General features: G+C 47.4%; 36 protein-coding genes and 4 pseudogenes. 24 read left to right on the plus strand and 16 right to left on the minus strand.

Annotated features, from left to right (window positions below):
* Positions 1-174: 174 nt before the first annotated feature.
* The 16 genes and pseudogenes from torI to EAS44_RS08335 form a co-directional block, all read right to left on the minus strand.
* A complete protein-coding gene (gene torI / locus EAS44_RS08265; protein ID WP_001163428.1) occupies positions 175-375 on the minus strand; it encodes a response regulator inhibitor TorI in 201 nt (66 codons plus the stop codon).
* Positions 376-432: 57 nt separating this feature from the next.
* Entirely contained in the window at positions 433-600 is a 168-nt protein-coding gene (locus tag EAS44_RS08270) for a hypothetical protein (protein WP_000545737.1), read from the minus strand.
* Between the two features lie 72 nt (positions 601-672).
* The gene (locus tag EAS44_RS08275; RefSeq protein ID WP_000002106.1) at positions 673-957 is read right to left on the minus strand and encodes an ASCH domain-containing protein; all 285 of its coding nucleotides are present in this window, start codon (positions 955-957) and stop codon (positions 673-675) included.
* Positions 950-1,235: pseudogene (locus EAS44_RS08280) on the minus strand (DUF4752 family protein). The gene EAS44_RS08275 and the pseudogene EAS44_RS08280 overlap by 8 nt, the downstream one beginning before the upstream one ends.
* Positions 1,235-1,399: a hypothetical protein gene (locus EAS44_RS25850; protein WP_229001816.1), complete on the minus strand. Its 165-nt coding sequence runs from the start codon at positions 1,397-1,399 to the stop codon at positions 1,235-1,237. Before EAS44_RS25850 ends, EAS44_RS08280 begins: the two are co-directional and overlap by 1 nt.
* Before the next feature lie 96 nt (positions 1,400-1,495).
* Positions 1,496-1,807 (minus strand): annotated as a pseudogene (locus tag EAS44_RS25855) (ead/Ea22-like family protein); the annotation flags it as partial.
* A gap of 1 nt (position 1,808) precedes the next feature.
* Positions 1,809-2,108 carry a hypothetical protein gene (locus EAS44_RS08290; RefSeq protein ID WP_000215166.1) on the minus strand — a complete coding sequence of 100 codons (300 nt, stop codon included), beginning with the start codon at positions 2,106-2,108 and terminating at the stop codon, positions 1,809-1,811.
* Complete coding sequence (locus EAS44_RS08295) at positions 2,105-2,623, minus strand: hypothetical protein (protein ID WP_000812193.1); 519 nt, start codon at positions 2,621-2,623, stop codon at positions 2,105-2,107. The genes EAS44_RS08290 and EAS44_RS08295 overlap by 4 nt, the downstream gene beginning before the upstream one ends.
* Positions 2,620-2,703 (minus strand): annotated as a pseudogene (locus EAS44_RS08300) (DUF2737 family protein); the annotation flags it as partial. The pseudogene EAS44_RS08300 and the gene EAS44_RS08295, both read right to left, overlap by 4 nt.
* Positions 2,704-2,717: 14 nt before the next feature.
* Positions 2,718-3,014: a phage anti-RecBCD protein gene (locus tag EAS44_RS08305; RefSeq protein WP_001111304.1), complete on the minus strand. Its 297-nt coding sequence runs from the start codon at positions 3,012-3,014 to the stop codon at positions 2,718-2,720.
* A 23-nt stretch (positions 3,015-3,037) separates the two neighbouring features.
* Positions 3,038-3,421: a hypothetical protein gene (locus EAS44_RS08310; protein ID WP_000951332.1), complete on the minus strand. Its 384-nt coding sequence runs from the start codon at positions 3,419-3,421 to the stop codon at positions 3,038-3,040.
* Positions 3,421-4,026, minus strand: coding sequence for an ERF family protein (locus EAS44_RS08315; RefSeq protein WP_000031365.1), 606 nt, complete (start codon positions 4,024-4,026; stop codon positions 3,421-3,423). The genes EAS44_RS08310 and EAS44_RS08315 overlap by 1 nt, the downstream gene beginning before the upstream one ends.
* A gap of 256 nt (positions 4,027-4,282) precedes the next feature.
* Positions 4,283-4,453 (minus strand): hypothetical protein, encoded by a 171-nt coding sequence (locus EAS44_RS25080; protein WP_001183771.1) that lies wholly within the window; start codon positions 4,451-4,453, stop codon positions 4,283-4,285.
* A gap of 194 nt (positions 4,454-4,647) precedes the next feature.
* Positions 4,648-5,118, minus strand: coding sequence for a hypothetical protein (locus EAS44_RS08325; RefSeq protein WP_000167596.1), 471 nt, complete (start codon positions 5,116-5,118; stop codon positions 4,648-4,650).
* Between the two features lie 8 nt (positions 5,119-5,126).
* Positions 5,127-5,426 (minus strand): hypothetical protein, encoded by a 300-nt coding sequence (locus EAS44_RS08330; protein WP_000219332.1) that lies wholly within the window; start codon positions 5,424-5,426, stop codon positions 5,127-5,129.
* Between the two features lie 521 nt (positions 5,427-5,947).
* Positions 5,948-6,598 (minus strand): LexA family protein, encoded by a 651-nt coding sequence (locus EAS44_RS08335; RefSeq protein ID WP_000856967.1) that lies wholly within the window; start codon positions 6,596-6,598, stop codon positions 5,948-5,950.
* A gap of 80 nt (positions 6,599-6,678) precedes the next feature.
* Here EAS44_RS08335 and EAS44_RS08340 point away from each other — a divergent pair, with 80 nt between their 5' ends.
* The 24 genes and pseudogenes from EAS44_RS08340 (at position 6,679) to EAS44_RS08460 (ending at position 19,058) form a co-directional block, all read left to right on the plus strand.
* Positions 6,679-6,864, plus strand: coding sequence for a Cro/CI family transcriptional regulator (locus tag EAS44_RS08340; protein ID WP_000276886.1), 186 nt, complete (start codon positions 6,679-6,681; stop codon positions 6,862-6,864).
* 108 nt (positions 6,865-6,972) lie between these two features.
* A complete protein-coding gene (locus EAS44_RS08345; RefSeq protein ID WP_000251072.1) occupies positions 6,973-7,266 on the plus strand; it encodes a lambda phage CII family protein in 294 nt (97 codons plus the stop codon).
* A 22-nt stretch (positions 7,267-7,288) separates the two neighbouring features.
* Entirely contained in the window at positions 7,289-7,561 is a 273-nt protein-coding gene (locus EAS44_RS08350) for a hypothetical protein (protein ID WP_001244621.1), read from the plus strand.
* Between the two features lie 62 nt (positions 7,562-7,623).
* Positions 7,624-8,511, plus strand: coding sequence for a replication protein (locus EAS44_RS08355; RefSeq protein WP_000431320.1), 888 nt, complete (start codon positions 7,624-7,626; stop codon positions 8,509-8,511).
* Positions 8,508-9,884, plus strand: coding sequence for a replicative DNA helicase (locus EAS44_RS08360; protein ID WP_001248388.1), 1,377 nt, complete (start codon positions 8,508-8,510; stop codon positions 9,882-9,884). The genes EAS44_RS08355 and EAS44_RS08360 overlap by 4 nt, the downstream gene beginning before the upstream one ends.
* Before the next feature lie 72 nt (positions 9,885-9,956).
* Positions 9,957-10,163: a hypothetical protein gene (locus tag EAS44_RS08365; RefSeq protein ID WP_000229808.1), complete on the plus strand. Its 207-nt coding sequence runs from the start codon at positions 9,957-9,959 to the stop codon at positions 10,161-10,163.
* Between the two features lie 108 nt (positions 10,164-10,271).
* Positions 10,272-10,593, plus strand: a pseudogene (locus tag EAS44_RS08370) (hypothetical protein).
* A 199-nt stretch (positions 10,594-10,792) separates the two neighbouring features.
* Positions 10,793-11,203: a recombination protein NinB gene (locus tag EAS44_RS08380; RefSeq protein ID WP_000814617.1), complete on the plus strand. Its 411-nt coding sequence runs from the start codon at positions 10,793-10,795 to the stop codon at positions 11,201-11,203.
* Positions 11,200-11,376 carry a NinE family protein gene (locus EAS44_RS08385; RefSeq protein WP_001254264.1) on the plus strand — a complete coding sequence of 59 codons (177 nt, stop codon included), beginning with the start codon at positions 11,200-11,202 and terminating at the stop codon, positions 11,374-11,376. The genes EAS44_RS08380 and EAS44_RS08385 overlap by 4 nt, the downstream gene beginning before the upstream one ends.
* Positions 11,373-11,798: a phage protein NinX family protein gene (locus EAS44_RS08390; protein WP_000177653.1), complete on the plus strand. Its 426-nt coding sequence runs from the start codon at positions 11,373-11,375 to the stop codon at positions 11,796-11,798. Before EAS44_RS08385 ends, EAS44_RS08390 begins: the two co-directional genes overlap by 4 nt.
* Positions 11,791-11,967 (plus strand): protein NinF, encoded by a 177-nt coding sequence (locus tag EAS44_RS08395; protein ID WP_000950973.1) that lies wholly within the window; start codon positions 11,791-11,793, stop codon positions 11,965-11,967. Before EAS44_RS08390 ends, EAS44_RS08395 begins: the two co-directional genes overlap by 8 nt.
* Positions 11,960-12,682, plus strand: coding sequence for a phage antirepressor KilAC domain-containing protein (locus EAS44_RS08400; protein ID WP_001004257.1), 723 nt, complete (start codon positions 11,960-11,962; stop codon positions 12,680-12,682). The genes EAS44_RS08395 and EAS44_RS08400 overlap by 8 nt, the downstream gene beginning before the upstream one ends.
* Positions 12,682-12,972 (plus strand): DUF1364 domain-containing protein, encoded by a 291-nt coding sequence (locus EAS44_RS08405; protein ID WP_000002245.1) that lies wholly within the window; start codon positions 12,682-12,684, stop codon positions 12,970-12,972. The genes EAS44_RS08400 and EAS44_RS08405 overlap by 1 nt, the downstream gene beginning before the upstream one ends.
* The gene (locus EAS44_RS08410) at positions 12,969-13,331 is read left to right on the plus strand and encodes a RusA family crossover junction endodeoxyribonuclease (protein WP_001008199.1); all 363 of its coding nucleotides are present in this window, start codon (positions 12,969-12,971) and stop codon (positions 13,329-13,331) included. Before EAS44_RS08405 ends, EAS44_RS08410 begins: the two co-directional genes overlap by 4 nt.
* Positions 13,328-13,516 carry a protein ninH gene (locus EAS44_RS08415; RefSeq protein ID WP_000994516.1) on the plus strand — a complete coding sequence of 63 codons (189 nt, stop codon included), beginning with the start codon at positions 13,328-13,330 and terminating at the stop codon, positions 13,514-13,516. The genes EAS44_RS08410 and EAS44_RS08415 overlap by 4 nt, the downstream gene beginning before the upstream one ends.
* The gene (locus tag EAS44_RS08420) at positions 13,513-14,031 is read left to right on the plus strand and encodes an antiterminator Q family protein (protein WP_000027549.1); all 519 of its coding nucleotides are present in this window, start codon (positions 13,513-13,515) and stop codon (positions 14,029-14,031) included. The genes EAS44_RS08415 and EAS44_RS08420 overlap by 4 nt, the downstream gene beginning before the upstream one ends.
* Positions 14,032-14,627: 596 nt before the next feature.
* Complete coding sequence (locus tag EAS44_RS08425; RefSeq protein ID WP_000783734.1) at positions 14,628-14,951, plus strand: phage holin, lambda family; 324 nt, start codon at positions 14,628-14,630, stop codon at positions 14,949-14,951.
* Entirely contained in the window at positions 14,935-15,411 is a 477-nt protein-coding gene (locus EAS44_RS08430) for a glycoside hydrolase family 104 protein (RefSeq protein WP_000229389.1), read from the plus strand. The genes EAS44_RS08425 and EAS44_RS08430 overlap by 17 nt, the downstream gene beginning before the upstream one ends.
* Positions 15,408-15,845, plus strand: coding sequence for a lysis protein (locus tag EAS44_RS08435; RefSeq protein WP_001350934.1), 438 nt, complete (start codon positions 15,408-15,410; stop codon positions 15,843-15,845). Before EAS44_RS08430 ends, EAS44_RS08435 begins: the two co-directional genes overlap by 4 nt.
* The gene (locus EAS44_RS08440) at positions 15,833-15,985 is read left to right on the plus strand and encodes a hypothetical protein (RefSeq protein ID WP_001139680.1); all 153 of its coding nucleotides are present in this window, start codon (positions 15,833-15,835) and stop codon (positions 15,983-15,985) included. Before EAS44_RS08435 ends, EAS44_RS08440 begins: the two co-directional genes overlap by 13 nt.
* Before the next feature lie 205 nt (positions 15,986-16,190).
* Positions 16,191-16,733 carry a Rha family transcriptional regulator gene (locus tag EAS44_RS08445; RefSeq protein WP_001109020.1) on the plus strand — a complete coding sequence of 181 codons (543 nt, stop codon included), beginning with the start codon at positions 16,191-16,193 and terminating at the stop codon, positions 16,731-16,733.
* A 227-nt stretch (positions 16,734-16,960) separates the two neighbouring features.
* Positions 16,961-17,203, plus strand: coding sequence for a DUF2560 family protein (locus tag EAS44_RS08450; RefSeq protein ID WP_000807788.1), 243 nt, complete (start codon positions 16,961-16,963; stop codon positions 17,201-17,203).
* 2 nt (positions 17,204-17,205) lie between these two features.
* Positions 17,206-17,646, plus strand: a complete 441-nt coding sequence (locus tag EAS44_RS08455; protein WP_000113731.1) for a hypothetical protein — start codon at positions 17,206-17,208, stop codon at positions 17,644-17,646.
* A complete protein-coding gene (locus EAS44_RS08460) occupies positions 17,643-19,058 on the plus strand; it encodes a PBSX family phage terminase large subunit (protein ID WP_000200779.1) in 1,416 nt (471 codons plus the stop codon). The genes EAS44_RS08455 and EAS44_RS08460 overlap by 4 nt, the downstream gene beginning before the upstream one ends.
* Position 19,059 lies beyond the last annotated feature (1 nt).

Below are 19,059 nucleotides of genomic sequence, written 5' to 3' on the forward strand. Positions count from 1 at the left end.
GAGTTCCTGGTGTGCCTTATTCGGCATTGCTAGTGCGAATTTAATAATTTACGGTTTTTACGTGGTTTTAGGGATAAACACAAGAATGGTGTCCCCTGCAGACATCTACTTGAGGCGGCAGGGGATTGATTGGAATGGTGTTTTTTAGATGTGAGAAATATTTTACCCGCTATTTTACCCATTGGCGCGGCTTAAGAGCTTATTTTTGAATTCACAATGGTCACGATATAACCATCTTGCTCGCCCGTGGATAACTTTGGCTTTTGGCAGGTCGCCGGACTTAATCCGGTCATAGATGAAGGTTTTACCGAAGCCAGTATCGGCCATGATGAATTTCAAATCAACCAGTGAATCAGGTTGTAGTTCGTGTTGCATGAGTGCTATCTCCGAATAGGGAATCGAACCTGCAAATCAGGCAATAAAAAACCGCCATCAGGCGGCTTGGTGTTCTTTCAGTTCTTCAATTCGAATATTAGTTACGTCTGCATGTGCTATCTGCGCCCACAGCATCCAGTGGTCATAGCAGTCGTTGATGTTCTCTGCTTCGATAACTCTGTTGAATGGCTCTCCATTCCATTCACCTGTGACTCGGAAGTGCATTTATCATCTCCATAAAACAAAACCCGCCGTAGCGAGTTCAGATAAAAGAAATCCCCGCGAGTGCGAGGATTATCATTCATTGTCGATATTCACCTTTATAGCGAACACCTTTACCGGTTTATCGCCGAAGTGCGGATGTGTGATTGTCTTGATTTCATATCCGTCATACGGGACGTCAATTCTGCGGCTGGAATCGTCGCGCTTCGGATATCCCTTTGTGATAATCAGGCGGTCATACTCGCGGAACATAATTCGCTTATTCCAGTAGTCATTACACAGGCGATACTCTTCCGTTTTCTCTCCGCGAATCATGGCATCGAAGTATTCACCTTTAACGGCAAGTTGCAGGTTAGCCACGACCTTCCTCCTTTGGCTTGTGAATTTGTATCGTCATGCCGCTTTGAGTGGTGACTACAACGACAGAACCAGGCTGAAGACTGTTAAGATTGAATGCTTCGTAAAACGAAGCCAAGGCCAGCGCTTTTTTTATTCTTTCGGTTCCACCAACGCCATCCATTGCTACAGGCTACACTGACAATCCACTGTCCACTCCTGTAAGCCATATAAAACCAGATGAGCAAAACCTGAATGAATGCTATCCAGTCAATAATCGTATATTTCGCGAAGGAGACCATCAATTAACCTCCTGCGGCGGTTCCGGTAGAGGCATCCAGTACAAGGCGTTCCCTAACCACGATAAAGTGCCGTCGCTCAACTCCACGTATTCCCCTTGTACCTGTCCTGCCATATACTCGCCGTGCTTTGAATAAATTAAAATCCAATCATCTTGAGCGGGCATTCGCTCACTACAGCTTATCCAACCATCCGGAGTTACCGGATAGTTGCCCGACAGCTCGTTCAACTTGTAAGTTTGGCTTACAGGTTCGGCTTCCAGTTCTGCAATGCGCTTCTCTGCAGCTTCCAGCTCAACGCGCAGCTTCCCTACCGTTAGCGCAATTTCCTCGTTCTCCTGGTCGCGGCGTTTGATGTATTGCTGGTTTCTTTCCCGTTCATCCAGCAGCGCCAGCACGGTTTCTGGTCCGGTCAGAAATTTGAAGGCGTTGAGCGCATCAATATCCACACCGTAATCCTTAAGTTCCTGTTCACTTAACAAATCATCATCAACTGGCAACATTAACAGGCGTTCCATTGCCGGAATTGCACGTTCTGCCGCCTCACGCAGTGCCTGATAGTTAATTTTGGTCATATCACATCCCCCTGAAGCCGTTGCATTTACGTAAAAAATCGCAGATATAGCCCTTCATTTTTTCGTGCCAATCTCGATCATTCCCATTGCACCAACCATCAGGTGGAGTCCAGTTTTCTATCAGAGCAGCCATTTTCTTTGCTTTCGCCGGAGTAGCTGTTGCGGTATCGCAGTAATGACGAGTGTCAACCAACGTATCCATACCATCGATATCAAGTACGCAAAACCATGTGTGATTCGGCATTTCAACAGATGGTATTTGTTGCCCACGTCGACGTTTATCAATAAGACATACAGTCACTGGTTGCCTCCTTTGCGAAGCTGGGCAGCAAAGTCAACTAACCACTCAGTCATTTCAACCTTCCCTACCAGGTCTGAACCAGGGTGCATACAGCAATCACTCTGCGCCGCTTTGAAATCCTTATACTCATATTCTTGGGCCACCAGATTTTTTGCAGCTTCTATAGCAGCATCCACCCCCTGCGCCCGCACTTCAGCCAGAAAAGCATCGGTGGCTGGGGTTTCAGTAACATCATCTTCCCATTCGCTAAACTCCTCACGACAAAAGTCATTAAATTCCTTCTCAGATTGCTTAAGTGAGGTATTTTCAGCAGCCATCTTCGCGCATTTAGCCTCAAGGTTATCAATCGTGATTCCAGCAGAACTACACTCCCGCAACGCCGTTTCCAGTTTTGATTCAAGTTCACCGAACTTACGGACAAGGTATTCAGCGTTTGTTTCGTTAACCTTTAAATCACTTGGGATGCATTTACCTTTCAGAAAACCATCCATCTCAATTAGTGACATTTGTTTCATTTCTTCCCACTCCGCCACATCGCATTCAGATATTTGTTGTCATTAACAGAACCGAAACTCTTTCTCTTAAGCAAGTCCTCTCATGGTAAATTCCTCAGTCATTACTGATAGCGCCATAGCGTGAGCGGTAATTACGCAGGCGCGGGTCGATATATTCAGGGAAGTGGGTATATGTGGCTTTGCGGAATGGTCGGATTGATGTCTGGTAAATTCGCTCGCGTTCTTCTTTCTCTGCAAGCCATATACAGTGGCGAAATTCCTTTTCCTCTTTCGTTTCCTGCGGTAGAGACATTATTCGATCGTAGTTTTTTCTGAATTTATCCAGCACCTCCGATACGGAATTGCCGGAACAGCGGCGCGGGTCATCCGCACCATACAAAGGCGCTGGCATAATTAAATCCTTATTTTTCTAAATCAGAATGGGATGGAATCGTCGTATTCAGGATTATTTTGATGATTGCTACTTTGCTGCTGTTGGCTGTTTCCTGAAGTTGCAAATCCAATCTTTGCATTCAGTAATTCAAGAGTGATTGATTGACCATTTTGCCCCTGATAAACATCAACCCTGATGTTTTCTCCGGTAATTTCTACAATGCCTCCTTCAACCAGAACGCTACGATAGTAATCCGCTTGCGCTCCCGGCTTGGCAAATACAACGGCGCTGTAGTTTGTCCATTCTTTCTTTTTTGTCTGGCGATCGTAATACTGAACGCCAGCACGGATGTTGAATCCGATATTTTCCCCGCCCTGAAACTCTCTTGCGGGTTTGTTTAGTCTTACTGTAATCGAATGTGCCATTAAGCAGTTGCCCCTTCTAATTCGTCTCGTCTGATGTTGTAAACGTCCTGCGCTTTGTGCTGCTCCGGCGTCCCTTCGAGCATCTTCCACGCTTTGGCGAACGCCTGTTTAAGCTCTTCTACGGTGTTTTTCTGCATTGCTGCGTCAGTGAATGCTTTTAGAACCTGTTCAGGTGTAAGTGATGGTTTTGATTGCTTTGCTGCTGCGTTCTGCTGATGTTTATGCTCGTCTGTATCTGCATCTTTCGCATCATCAATGCCGAACAAACCATTGAGGCAATACTTGCGTGCATAAGAGCTTGTAGCTCCCGTAACTTGTGCAGAATCCATTCCTTTCTTGCTTTCTTCCTCTCGTGCAAGAGCGGTTGCCGTATGACTGTTTTCGCCATCGGTAATAGTTGCCGTGGCTTTCACGTAATACCGATCACCAATCAACACAACTTCATCGCTGATTGATAAAAACAGACCGTTCAGTAACGGCTTAACGCCTTCAAGAATATCTTCGCAGCTTCTGTATTTATATTTGCCGAATGAGTTGTACTGATTCTTTGGCGCGTTCAGATTCTCCTGAATAGCTGCCAGTCTTGCGTAAAATTCTTTGCTCATATGATTGCTCTCAGAATGGACACGGCCCAAGGAAATAACGCTGATTTAATACTTCGACTCGGGACAAATTAAGGCATACCCGCATTCCTTCGCGGTCACCATTATGGCGATACCAGAGAGCTTTCTGCGTGTACATGCGTCTCTGTAACTTGCTCTCCTTCACTGTGGTTGCAAGTGACATGAATATCTCCTTCGTTACCGATTAATTCTTTTATCTGACGAATGAATTCTTCGTCTGACCAGTTATCCGTAAAACTCATGGACGGCCTTGTTGTTTCAAAATATCCCAAAGCTTTTCGAGCAAGCTTTTCATTCTTGGTTGTTTAAAGTCTGCTCCGGTTAAAATGTTTTTTCGTGAATGCTGTACCGATAAAATCGGGTTGAAAGGGCGAACCGATGCCGCCCCTGCAATAGCGAACTGTTGCATAGGATGCTCCTTCTGTTTGATTGCATAACGAAAACGCCTCGAGTGAAGCGTTATTGGTATGCATATAAAAAAGCCCTCACACTGGAGGGCAAAGAAGATTTCCAATAATCAGAACAAGTCGGCTCCTGTTTAGTTACGAGCGACATTGCTCCGTGTATTCACTCGTTGGAATGAATACACAGTGCTTATTCGTACTAATAAAACACCCAGTTTTCTGTTTCTTGGTTGTGTCCAAAGTTATATTCAATACCTGGTGTTGATGTATCAATATTCTTCATCCCATCAACAAGAGTTGATACAACAGCCAAATCTTGTTTGATTCTCATCAAATGGTATTTCTTCCGGCGCAATAAACTTTCAATGGCAAGTTTCTTCGTCGGGAATGCAAAAGATCTTTCTGCATTTTTTGCTACTTTCTTAATTGCATATCTATTTCTCCTTTGTTTCCATTCCTGTAACCACTGATTTGGTGCTGGTTTAAAATTAACAATCCAATGCGCAGGAACCAACCATGCATAATGCTCTGTCTGATGAAAAGCTATATATTGAAGTGCGAATATTTTGATTCCATCTTCTTCAACTGTCGCTTGGAATCTCCAGAAAACAGGCATTCCATCATGTTCAGTTTCTGATTCAGGAAAAGGTACGCTCCATGATTTTGTCATATATCACCTCAAATAAGTGGTTTGCTGCCTAATTTCATTTTCTGGCGACCAACACAAGTCACACCCATTTCACTGCGTGGCTTGCGGTAGTAAATACGATTCTGTTTACTCTCGACTTCATCTGCCTTCTTGCAGCGAAGGATTCCGAGTGATGCTGCTTTATCCGCTCTGACGCAACCAGAGAGCTTTAGCGCAATTTTTCGCGCCAGTCGCTGTTCTTGCATCGCCTGTTCACGTTGAGCCTGTCTGCGTGCTCTGCGGCGATTTCTGGCGTTATCGTCAGCCAGATATGTAATGACTACTGTCATGTTGACCTCCGATGAAACAACTTTGGAATTGATAGTGATTGCAAAGTGGTTTCTGGCCCCTCGAACTGAGGGGCAGAAAGAGCATCTCGCCACCTAATAGGTCGATGCTCGGATCGAGAGATTTAATTAACCTCGGTTTTGAAGTTATGCATTCACATAAATCCTCCTACCTCTTGTGCAGCTTTCTTGAATATGGTGGCGGCTGCATAACGCCTATGGAATTGACTTTGGCGGTGACGCGCCGGGTGCTTATCTTCCGGTTGCCGTCGTGCAGCTGCACTTCACGTCACCCCAAAGCCAACTACTCTTTGGTTCCCGCATTTCGGCGGGACAATCCCATCAATGTTAAAGAGCCTGCCAATCTGTTCCGTTTGGCTTCCAGCGTCCTGCTGATGGCTTAAATTTAAGATCTCTTTAATTAATGGTCAAGAGCATTTTTGAAGAAAACTTAAATTTTCTTTCGTAACTTAAGTTTGGCTTTGATTTTTAAAGGAAATAAAAAAAAAGGGGCGAATGCCCCCTTATGGAAGGTTTGCTAGTTTTGCATCGACAACTACGCCGATGATTTTGCAGTTTCCGTTGATCTCGATCATCGGATATTGTGGGTTAAGTGGTTTTAGAAACTTCCTGCCTGCATCAATAACTAACTTCTTGAAAGTTGCCTCGTTTTCTCCTTCGAGCTTTGCAACTACCAGTTTCCCGTTACGCGGCTCTACTTCAGGATCGACGAGTATTATCATTCCTTCAGGGATACTGAGACCGGCCGGAGCCGTCATTGAGTCTCCCTTCACGTCCAACCAAAACGAATCTTCTGAACAGTCTACGGTTGTATCGTACCAGTTATCTATTGCACGCTTATGATATGGTTCTACAGCTTCCATCCAGCATCCTGCGCTCACCCAGCTAATCAGAGGGTATGACCCTCTTGGATCATGCCTACTGTGATAGGCAATGTTTGAAAGACTTTCCTCTCCTTTCATCAGATAGTCAGGGGAACACTTCAACGCATTAGCCAGGGCGAGAAGATTCTCTCCATTTGGCTCTGTCTCAGAGCGTTCCCACTGAGATATGGCAACATTAGACACGCCGACCATCTTTCCAAGTGCGGCCTGCCTGATCTTGAGTTCTTTTCTCCGAGCGCGAATGCGCTCTCCCATCAATTGAGTTTTCATAGTTAAGACATCTTAAATAAACTTGACTTAAGATTCCTTTAGTGGATAATTTAAGTGTTCTTTAATTTCGGAGCGAGTCTATGTACAAGAAAGATGTTATCGACCACTTCGGAACCCAGCGTGCTGTAGCTAAAGCGTTAGGCATTAGCGACGCAGCAGTCTCTCAGTGGAAGGAAGTCATCCCAGAGAAAGACGCCTATCGACTGGAAGTCGTTACAGCTGGCGCCCTGAAGTATCAAGAAAGCGCTTACCGCAAAGCGGCATAAGCAAATTGCTCTTTAACAGTCATGGTCCTCATTCCCGCCGAAATGCGGGAATACAACGCGCATAAGTTGATGCGCATAACTTCTTATTTGTTAAGGAAATACTTACATATGGTTCGTGCAAACAAACGCAACGAGGCTCTAAGAATCGAGAGTGCGTTGCTTAACAAAATCGCAATGCTTGGAACTGAGAAGACAGCGGAAGCTGTGGGCGTTGATAAGTCGCAGATCAGCAGGTGGAAGAGGGACTGGATTCCAAAGTTCTCAATGCTGCTTGCTGTTCTTGAATGGGGTGTTGTCGACGACGACATGGCTCGATTGGCACGACAAGTTGCTTCGATTCTCACCAATAAAAAACGCCCGGCGGCAACCGAGCGTTCTGATCAAATACAAATGGAATTTTAACAACATCCAACGAGGTAATTATATGCGAAACAAAGGCTTTAATCCACCTGATACACACAAAGAAGCTAAGCGTTTGCGCTTCCTTCGTTCCATTGATGAAAGAACTCAAATCTCTTTTGTGAAAGTTGCCAGAACTGAGCTTCTGAAGGCTGAGGCGAGGGCGTTGCTCCCGTCTCTACCAAAAGAGGAGGGATATACGTTCATTCCAAACGCATTTCTGGAAAAGCTTCTCAAAGAAGACATATCCGTAAGTCAGTTTAACGATGTTCTTAAGGTCTTTCGTCAAGGCAGGTAGTTATGAGCAATACAGCAAAAATCTACGATTTCAGCGCCGCACACGAGCGCAGGAGCAACAGGATGGAGAACCAGAAAACTGGTTACATTCCGTTGTACCGGAGCATTCTGAAACAGTCATGGGCGAAAGATGTTTATCTTCGCACCCTGTGGGAAAACCTTCTCCTGAATGCCGCCAGAAAGCCATACAAAGCGAATTTCAAAGGTCATGAATGGCATCTGCAACCCGGTCAACTGGTTGTGACAGCAGCTGATTTAGGTCTTCAGTTATGCGACAGACATGGCAAGCCAGCAAGCCGTGATCAGGTTGAGCGGATGCTTCAGGTTTTTGTGAAAGAGGGGATGATCTCCATTGATGGAGAGAAGCAAAAAGGCCGTGTGATAACCATCACAAATTACCATGAATATGCTCAAAAAATGGACAATTTACCCGCACATGAAGCCGCACAAACAACCGCACATGATGCCGCACATGATGAAGCCAGCAATAGCGCGGCTTTCAGCGTACATGCCGCACATGAAAGCGCACATGAAGCCGCACAAACAACCGCACATCATGAACAAGAAGGTATTAACAAGAATATAAATAATACCCCCCTACCCCCCAATGGGGGAGGCGATGGGCAGGTTAAACCTGAACGTCGCAAGGCAGAACGAATCGACTACGAATCCTTCCTGAACGCCTACAACACCGAAGTCGGTGACAGACTGCCACACGCTGTTGCGGTCAACGAGAAACGAAAACGCCGCCTGAAGAAAATCATCCCGCAACTGAAAACGCCAAACGTGGACGGTTTCAGAGCGTATGTCAGGGCGTTTGTGCATCAGGCCAAGCCGTTTTACTTCGGAGACAACGACACGGGCTGGACGGCTGATTTTGATTACCTGCTGAGAGAAGACTCGTTAACGGGAGTTCGGGAAGGGAAGTTTGCAGACAGGGGGATTGCATGAGACAGGATATCGAAGCGAGCGTTATCGGTGGCCTGCTGATTGGTGGATTAACTCCAACCGCCAGTGACGTTCTTGCAACGCTGGAGCCGGAAGCGTTTTCAATTCCGCTCTACCGGAAAGCCTTCGAGGTTATCCGGAAGCAGGCGAGAAACAGAAACCTAATCGACGCGCTGATGGTTGCCGAGGCGTGCGGAGAGGAGCATTTCACGTCAATCCTGATGACCAGCAAAAACTGCCCGAGCGCCGCAAACCTGAAGGGATATGCCGGAATGGTCGCGGATAACTATCACCGCCGTCTGGTGCTGGAAATCATGGATGAAATGCGTGAACCAATCCAAAGCGGAACCATCGACGCATCGAGTCAGGCGATGGATGAACTTGTAAAACGTCTCTCAGCCATCAGAAAGCCCCGTGACGAGGTTAAACCTGTACGGTTAGGGGAAATCATCACCGACTACACTGACACGCTTGACAGGCGTCTGAGGAACGGAGAAGAGTCCGATACCCTGAAGACCGGAATCGAAGAACTTGATGCCATCACCGGAGGGATGAACGCGGAAGACCTGGTGATAATCGCTGCTCGTCCTGGTATGGGGAAAACCGAACTGGCGCTGAAGATTGCCGAAGGCGTTGCAAGCCGCGTTATTCCTGGTTCTGACGTCCGGCGCGGGGTATTGATTTTCTCAATGGAAATGAGCGCATTGCAGATTGCAGAGCGAAGCATTGCCAACGCCGGGAGGATGTCGGTTAGCGTACTGCGAAATCCTGCATCGATGGATGACGAGGGCTGGGCACGTGTTGCTAACGGCATGAGTCAGCTTGCAGATTTGGATGTATGGGTAGTCGATGCCTCGCGATTATCGGTCGAAGAAATACGCTCAATCGCAGAACGGCACAAACAGGAAAATCCAAACCTCTCACTCATCATGGCGGATTATCTTGGCCTGATTGAGAAGCCGAAAGCAGACCGCAACGACCTCGCAATTGCTCACATCTCCGGAAGCCTGAAGGCGATGGCGAAAGACCTGAAAACACCGGTTATTTCCCTGAGTCAGCTTTCACGCGATGTTGAGAAGCGACCAAACAAACGCCCGACAAACGCAGATTTGCGTGATTCAGGAAGCATTGAACAGGACGCAGACTCAATCATCATGCTCTATCGGGAAGCGGTATATGACGAGAACAGTAGCGCCGCGCCATTTGCTGAAATCATCGTGACGAAAAACCGTTTTGGCTCACTTGGTACGGTTTACCAGCGGTTCTGCAACGGACACTTTGTTGCATGTGACCAGGATGAAGCCAGACAGATTTGCACAGCATCAAATGCACCTGCTGCGCGTGGCAGACGATATGCACAAGGGGCTGACGTATGACCATCTACATCACTGAGCTTGTAACAGGCCTGCTGGTAATCGCAGGCCTTTTTATTTGGGGGAGGGTAAATCGTGGTTGAGTTGATTTTTTCTGCATTGAGGATTCTCGGTGCTATGTGGATGGTGGCGACGTTCATTGTGGTTGCCAGCAGTTTTGTCCGGTTGGTAGGCGAAGGTAAAGACCTGGTTGGTGTGCTTTTCGGTAGCATTTTTCTGTGGGTGATTATCGGTGTTATGCCTGTTGTCGTAGCAAAAGTGGCGTGGCGTTTTGTGAGTTAATCGGAGGTTAATGTGAGCAAGTGCCAAAAGTGCAATAACACAGGAATGTGTGATAGCGGAGGTTCTACTCCTTGGGGAGAGCCGATTTTTATTGAATGTGACTGCCTTATGAAAGATGACGAAAGCAGATGCCAGTTTGAAGAGAGTTGGTTACGACGTGGGGGGCGAATCTTCAGACCTTATCCGTTACCCTGAAAATCACCATGAAATTGGCAGTGGTGATATTGGTGGTCAATACGTGATGGACGATGTTCAAGGCCACTGGCAAACGTGGCAGGCATCGAGAGCAGCTATTGAAATTGAGCTGCAAAAGCCAAAGAAAGGCCCACTTCCCGGTGATTATCACATTGGCTATGACTCAGGTGCAGAATCGCAATACGAAAGCGATGTAGAGGCTATCCGCGCCGCTGGAATCAAAGTGAAGGAGTGAGCATGAGTCGACGAAGTAGCTTTTTGGGGTTTGTAATATTCCTGTCCTGCACTGGTTACATCGTAATCTGGTCAATTTCGAACATTGACCGTGGCGGGAAATATCTCATTGTAATGTTCTTTCCTTTGTTTCTTGGGTGGTACGCCGCAAGGTTGCTGGAAGAATGGGGTTACAGGCATAAAAAATAAAGGAGTATTCAGTGAAGCAAACAATATTCCTCCGAACTAAGCAACAACAGCAAGCTGCAATAAATGCCATCCTCGCAACACCACTCGATAAAGACAAGCCAGTCACCATCCGCATTACTGACTACAAGCGCAACCTTGACCAGAACGCAAAATTTCACGCGATGGTCGCAGATATCGCTAGGCAAGTTCAGTGGCGCGATAAATGGTTAAAACCAGAACAATGGAAGGTTTTGTTGATCAGCGGTCATGCAGTGGCAACAAAACAGGAAGCTGATGTTTTGCCCGGGCTTGAAGGCGAATACGTCAACATTCGCGAAAGCAGCGCGCAGATGAGTGTGAAGCGTATGGCAAGTCTGATCGAGTACACAACAGCATGGGCTATTGGTCAGGGTGTCAGATTTACCGACAGGAGGTACGAATGAGGCGACAGCGACGAAGTATCACCGACATCATCTGCGAAAACTGCAAATACCTTCCAACGAAACGCACCAGAAATAAACGCAAGCCAATCCCAAAAGAATCTGACGTAAAAACCTTCAACTACACGGCTCACCTGTGGGATATCCGGTTGCTAAGACATCGTGCGAGGAAATGACAATGGATTATTCACAGTTAAGTGATTTTGAAATTAACAGACGAGTATGTGAGGCTTTAGATATGGAGGAGCATTTCTTCATACCTGATGACGAAGCAGACTTCGATTCTGAGATCCCCACTGACGAAAGAGGTCCTATTTGGCAGACGCAAAAAAGGGATATTAATGGCTTCCGTTCTTCAAACGGAAATTGCTTCAATCCTTGCAATAATCCTGAATACGCGTGGCCAATTATCACTGAAAGCAAAATCAGCACTATGTGGATGACAGCGGAAAAAGAATGGTGCGCATGGTCAGGAGGTGATTTAGAGGAAGGTTGTTGGGAATGGGAAAATATTCCTGGCTACTACTTCTGCGGTGAATCTCCACTCCGCGCCGCCATGATTGTATTTCTCATGATGCAGGACGCCAATAATGCTTAGCCCATCCCAATCCCTTCAATACCAGAAAGAAAGCGTCGAGCGGGCATTAACGTGCGCTAACTGCGGTCAGAAGCTGCATGTGCTTGAAGTTCACGTGTGCTCCGATTGCTGCGCAGAACTGATGAGCGATCCGAATAGCTCAATGTACGAGGAAGAAGACGATGAATGAGTTAATGAATGGCAATGCCATCAAAATGACAAGCATTGAAATTGCTGAGTTGGTTGGTAAGCGTCATGACAATGTGAAACGTACCATCGAAACGCTGGCTAAAAATGGTGTTATCCGGCTTCCTCAAATTGAGGTTTCCGAAAGAATCAATAACTTAGGGTTCAATGTTCAGTACGAGCATTACGTCTTCGAGGGCGAACAAGGTAAGCGAGACAGTATTGTCGTTGTTGCCCAGTTGTCGCCAGAGTTCACCGCTCGCCTTGTTGACCGCTGGCGAGAGCTTGAAGAAGCTGCGGTTAATATCCCCAAAACGCTACCGGAAGCGTTGCGCCTTGCTGCCGATCTTGCTGAGCAGAAAATGCAACTGGAAAACCAGCTCGCAATTGTCGCACCTAAAGTTGAGTTTGCCGATCGCGTTGGCGAGGCCAGCGGAATTTTGATTGGAAACTTTGCAAAGGTTGTTGGTATTGGTCAAAACAAACTGTTTGCGTGGATGCGTGATCACAAAATCCTTATTGCTTCAGGTTCCCGGCGCAATGTGCCAATGCAGGAATATATGGATCGCGGCTATTTCACAGTGAAAGAAACAGCGGTCAACACAAATCACGGAATACAGATATCGTTCACCACAAAAATCACCGGGCGTGGTCAACAGTGGCTGACCAGAAAGCTGCTCGATAACGGAATGCTGAAAGTAACAGGGGAGGCTGCTTAATGGCTAACCTACGCAAAGAAGCGCGCGGAAGAGAATGTCAGGTACGTATTTACGGCGTATGCAATGGCAACCCTGAAACTACAGTTCTGGCACATTACCGGATGGCTGGAATTTGCGGAACGGGAATGAAGCCTGACGACCTGATCGGTGCATGGGCTTGTAGTGCGTGTCACGATGAAATCGACCGACGCACCCATAATCTCGACAACAAAGACGCCAGACTTTACCACCTCGAAGGCGTGATCAGAACGCAGGCGATACTGCTGAGGGAGGGGAAGATTAAGTCATGAACGAATATCAGTTTGTGCTTCCATACCCGCCGTCGGTGAATACCTACTGGCGAAGACGGGGAAGCCAATATTACATAAGCGATAAAGGCCAGAAATACCGAAAAGACGTTCAGCAAATCATCCGCCAACTCAAGTTAGACATTTTCACCAAATCACGACTCCGTATCAAAGTCATCGCAGACGTTCCAGACTCCCGCCGCCGCGACCTCGACAACATCCTGAAAGGTTTACTCGACTCCCTTATCCACGCCGGATTTGCGGAAGACGACGAGCAATTCGATGACATTCGCGTAATTCGTGGTGTGAAAGTACCAGGCGGACGGCTTGGAATAAAAATCACCGAACTGGAGAACGCATGAACGCCACAATTCAAACGATACCAGAGCTTCTTATCCAGACACGAGGCAATCAGACCGAAGTGGCGAGGATGCTTTCCTGCGCAAGAGGAACAGTGCTCAAGTACAACCGAGACAGCAAAGGCGAGCGTCACGTAATAGTTAACGGCGTCCTGATGGTCAAACAAGGCAAGAGGGGAAGACGATGAGCATAAGAGAACTAAACCTCACCAAAGAGCAGCACGAGTGGCTGAATGGCTGGCTTGAACTGTGGGGCGCATGGGTTTATTCAGGTCGTCTGGAAAAGCGCATGAGCAGCGTAATAGCGAAGTTCATGGAGAGCGTAGAGCCGGGAAGAATTATGACAAGGCCAATGTGTAATGATGATGATGGAATGTTGATTTCTCAGGTCGTTGATTCCGTCATGTACATTGACAAGAAAGCCTTTGGCATCCTCCTCAGCTACTACGCTCATGGTTCATCTAAGCGAGCAATTGCATCCTACTATCACGCGACTGCAAAGCCACGCAAGATGTGTGGACGTGGTGGCGAGGGATGGAGAAAACCTTCACTGGCAACCTGTAGAAACGAAATTGACGACATCCTGAAAGCGTCATTATTTGTTTTATACCAGCCAATGCAAAATGCTTTCAAAATGCGTAAACGTGTTGAGAAAGTTAAGCATGTTGCTGTTAAAAACCTTGACATGCAATTATCCATTTAGCCATAATTAGAAGGTAAGCTGCCGTTAGTGACTCTTAAGTTGCAACGGTGGCTTTTTTGTTTGCACAACAGGTAAGAGCATTGAACCCGCAGACCTCGCGGAATTGGTGAAAGGTGCCGCGCAGTACTCTTATCGTTGTGGTGAATACGCAGGCTGATGCGTTAATCAGGTGAACGAGACACCCGCCGGTCCGTGATATGGCACACCGTGCCGGTCATATCTGCCGCGGTTAGGTTTACGAGGATTTCGTAAAGCTGGTCTAGGGTGAAGCCGTGAAAGCGGAGGAAGTAAAACGAGGCGTCGGTACACGCCTATCGTCATTAAGTCGGAGTTCAGCACCGACCGCCACAACCCAACCTGAGCCGTAGCCACTGGCTATCCTGAATTCATCAGTGATAGTTATGCTGCGGCCTTCTACACATGACCTTCGTGAAAGCGGGTGGCATGAGGTTGCGCTAACAACCTCATGCCGTTTTGCCCGTGCATATCGGTCACGAACAAATCTGATTACTAAACACAGTAGCCTGGATTTGTTCTATCAGTAATCGACCTTATTCCTAATTAAATAGAGCAAATCCCCTTATTGGGGGTAAGACATGAAGATGCCAGAAAAACATGACCTGTTAGCCGCCATTCTCGCGGCAAAGGAACAAGGCATCGGGGCAATCCTTGCGTTTGCAATGGCGTACCTTCGCGGCAGATATAATGGCGGTGCGTTTACAAAAACAGTAATCGACGCAACGATGTGCGCCATTATCGCCTGGTTCATTCGTGACCTTCTCGACTTCGCCGGACTAAGTAGCAATCTCGCTTATATAACGAGCGTGTTCATCGGCTACATCGGTACTGACTCGATTGGTTCGCTTATCAAACGCTTCGCTGCTAAAAAAGCCGGAGTAGAAGATGGTGGAAATCAATAATCAACGTAAGGCGTTCCTCGATATGCTGGCGTGGTCAGAGGGAACTGATAACGGACGGCAGAAAACCAGAAATCATGGTTATGACGTCATTGTAGGCGGAGAGCTATTTACTGATTACTCCGATCACCCTCGCAAGCTTGTCACGCTAAACCCAAAACTCAAATCAACAGCCGCCGGACGCTACCAGCTTCTTTCCCGTTGGTGGGATGCCTACCGTAAGCAGCTTGGTCTGAAAGACTTCTCTCCGAAAAGTCAGGACGCTGTGGCATTGCAGCAGATTAAAGAGCGTGGCGCTTTACCGATGATTGACCGCGGTGATATTCGTCAGGCAATCGACCGTTGCAGCAATATCTGGGCTTCACTGCCGGGCGCTGGTTATGGTCAGTTCGAGCATAAGGCTGACAACCTGATTGCAAAATTCAAAGAGGCTGGCGGAACGGTCAGAGAGATTGAGGTATGAGCAGAGTCACCGCGATTATCTCCGCTCTGATTATTTGCATCATCGTCTGCCTGTCATGGGCTGTTAATCATTACCGTGATAATGCAATCGCCTACAAAGAGCAGCGCGATAAAGCCACATCCATCATCGCTGATATGCGGAAGCGTCAACGTGATGTAGCAGAACTCGACGCAAGATACACAAAGGAGCTTGCTGATGCTAACGCGACTATCGAAAGTCTCCGTGCTGATGTTTCTGCTGGGCGTAAGCGCCTGCAAGTCGCCGCCACCTGTGCAAAGTCAACGACCGGAGCCAGCAGCATGGGCGATGGAGAAAACCCAAGACTTACAGCAGATGCTGAACTCAATTATTACCGTCTCCGAAGTGGAATCGACAGGATAACCGCGCAGGTTAACTACCTGCAGGAGTACATCAGGACGCAATGCCTTCGATGATAGCGATAATTTTACTCATCATCCTTCACATCTGGCTCTGTAGACAGGGTGGTGATCACTTCTGGAGTGAATCCAGATTAAACATCTCATTGCTGATGCTTGATATTGAGCATCTGGCGCGCGGTAAGGGGCTGCGTTGAGATAAGAGCCAGTCATTACAAATACCAGGATTTAGCCTCGCATTCGCGGGGCTTTTTTATATCTGCAGTAAACCGCGCATCGCAGCGCGTAACAATCCCGAGTCTTTCAGAAAGCTGAGCCTGAGAACTGCCGTATATGGTGGCGACCATCTCGGGGCGGCTTTTCTGTGCGAACAGGCTCATCTTTCTAAAAGGTAAAGACGCAATGAACTACCCAACCGTTGTTAACGATATAGATTTCAGAGACCTAATTTTTGTAGCAAACAACGATCCGGTTACAGATTCTTTTATGGTGGCAAAAGCATTTGGAAAGCTGCCGAAGAACGTGGTTCGTGACATTGAACGAACCATAGAAGCTTGCCCTCCTGAGTTTGATACAAAGCTCAACTTTGAGCTTTGCTATAAAAACAATGAGTTACAGAATGGTAAGCCGCAAAAATTCTACCGTCTCCGCAAGGATGGGTTGATGCTTTTGGTTATGTCCTACACCAAAAAAGAAGCAATGCGTATCAAAATTGCTTACATCAACGCATTCAACTGGATGTACGCCATGCTTCAGGTTGGTCATCGTCAATTTGAAGAAGAGAGAAATGCCGTAATGCTGGAGTACATGAAAGAGAAGGATGTTGCCAGCATGTCAGGCCGCCTGCTTAATCGCTGGGGAAAAATTAAGAAGCCTCAGCTACTGGCGAGAATTGAACGCCTTGAACAGCACGGGCAAACCGTAATCCCCGGACTCACCAATTAACGGCAGTACAGCGAAACAACCCAAGCCAGAAAGTGGGGAAATAACACTGGCAGCCACTGAAAGATGAACCTCCTGCCTTATGGCAAAAAAGATTCTTTGTGGTGGCGGACTGATGGAAAGACATCGGTTATTGCAGAGACCATTCAATGAGTGGTCTCGACAATGGCTTATACCCTACACGGGATAACTTAACTGATATCCCTTTTAACGGATAAACGGAGCCAACAATGGCAGAGATTATTCCCATGACTGAAGAACAGAAATTCCAGTTAGAGATTTACAAGCTGGTCATGAACCAGAACGCAGCCGCAGAGGAAGCATTTCAGTTCATTGGCACTGACGAACTGAAGCTTGAGCTATTCAAAATTCACTTCCAGTCAGGCGGCGCTAATTCAGATATCACGACCCGCACTATCGAAGCGGTGCGTAAATCGAAGGAAGCGTTAGACCTGTTCACCACCGGAGCATAAACATGGCGCGCCCAACAAAGTATCAAGAGGCGTATGCCGAACAGGCACGCAAACTGTGCTTGCTGGGCTACACCGATGCAGAGCTTGCTGATTTCTTCGAAGTCAGTGAGTCAACTATTAACAAGTGGAAGCTTGATTATCCTGAGTTTTCGGAGTCCATAAAAAAGGGTAAGGCCGTCGCTGATGCAGAAGTTAGTGACCGTCTTTATCAACGCGCTATGGGCTTCGTGGCTCCAGACATCGATATTCGTGTTATTGAAAACAGAATTGTCGAAACTCCTCTTGAGAAGTATTACCCGCCTGATACAACAGCTGCCATCTTCTGGCTTAAGAACCGACAGAAGGATAAATGGCGCGACAAGGTTGATCACGAGCTAACAGGCAAAGACGGCGGCGCAATCCAGATTGAAACATCACCGATGAGTACTCTATTCGGAAAATGACCTCGATTAATCCTATCTTTGAACCGTTCATTGAGGCGCATCGCTACAAAGTCGCCAAAGGCGGTCGAGGTAGCGGTAAATCATGGGCAATTGCGAGACTGCTTGTTGAAGCGGCGCGTCGGCAGCCAGTGCGTATTCTCTGCGCTCGTGAACTGCAAAACAGTATCAGCGATTCGGTAATCCGGCTGCTTGAAGACACCATAGAGCGTGAAGGGTATACGGCTGAGTTTGAAATTCAGCGTTCCATGATTCGTCATCTCGGGACGAATGCTGAGTTCATGTTCTACGGCATCAAAAACAACCCGACGAAGATTAAATCGCTCGAAGGCATTGATATCTGCTGGGTGGAGGAAGCGGAAGCGGTAACGAAGGAATCATGGGATATCCTGATACCAACCATCCGCAAGCCATTTTCCGAAATATGGGTGAGCTTCAACCCGAAAAACATCCTCGACGATACCTATCAGCGATTCGTAGTAAACCCTCCCGATGATATTTGTCTGCTGACGGTGAACTACACCGACAACCCGCACTTTCCTGAAGTTCTCCGTCTGGAGATGGAAGAGTGTAAACGCAGAAACCCGACACTGTATCGTCACATCTGGCTTGGTGAGCCAGTAAGCGCAAGTGATATGGCAATCATCAAACGTGAATGGCTTGAAGCCGCAACCGATGCGCACAAGAAACTCGGATGGAAAGCGAAAGGCGCTGTTGTCTCTGCGCATGACCCATCAGATACAGGGCCAGATGCTAAAGGTTATGCATCGCGTCACGGTTCGGTAGTTAAGCGCATTGCCGAAGGTCTGCTGATGGACATCAACGAGGGTGCTGACTGGGCTACTTCGCTGGCGATTGAAGACGGCGCTGACCATTACCTGTGGGATGGCGATGGTGTCGGTGCAGGGCTACGCAGACAGACAACGGAAGCATTCTCCGGCAAGAAAATTACCGCCACGATGTTCAAGGGCAGCGAATCGCCATTCGATGAAGATGCTCCGTATCAGGCCGGAGCATGGGCTGATGAAGTCGTACAGGGTGACAACGTTCGCACTATTGGCGATGTATTCCGCAATAAGCGAGCGCAATTCTATTACGCGCTGGCTGACAGGCTGTATCTGACATATCGGGCGGTTGTCCACGGTGAGTATGCAGACCCCGACGACATGCTGAGCTTCGACAAAGAAGCGATAGGCGAGAAGATGCTGGAGAAACTGTTTGCAGAACTGACGCAGATTCAGCGCAAATTCAATAATAACGGGAAACTGGAGCTTATGACTAAGGTCGAAATGAAGCAGAAGCTCGGTATCCCATCTCCTAACCTGGCTGATGCGCTGATGATGTGTATGCATTGCCCGGAGTCGGCTGCGCAACCCGACTATTCCAGTTACTCAATTCCTTGTGGTGTAGGTTGAT

The sequence above is a fragment of the Escherichia coli DSM 30083 = JCM 1649 = ATCC 11775 genome (assembly GCF_003697165.2).
Classification (GTDB): Bacteria; Pseudomonadota; Gammaproteobacteria; order Enterobacterales; family Enterobacteriaceae; genus Escherichia; species Escherichia coli.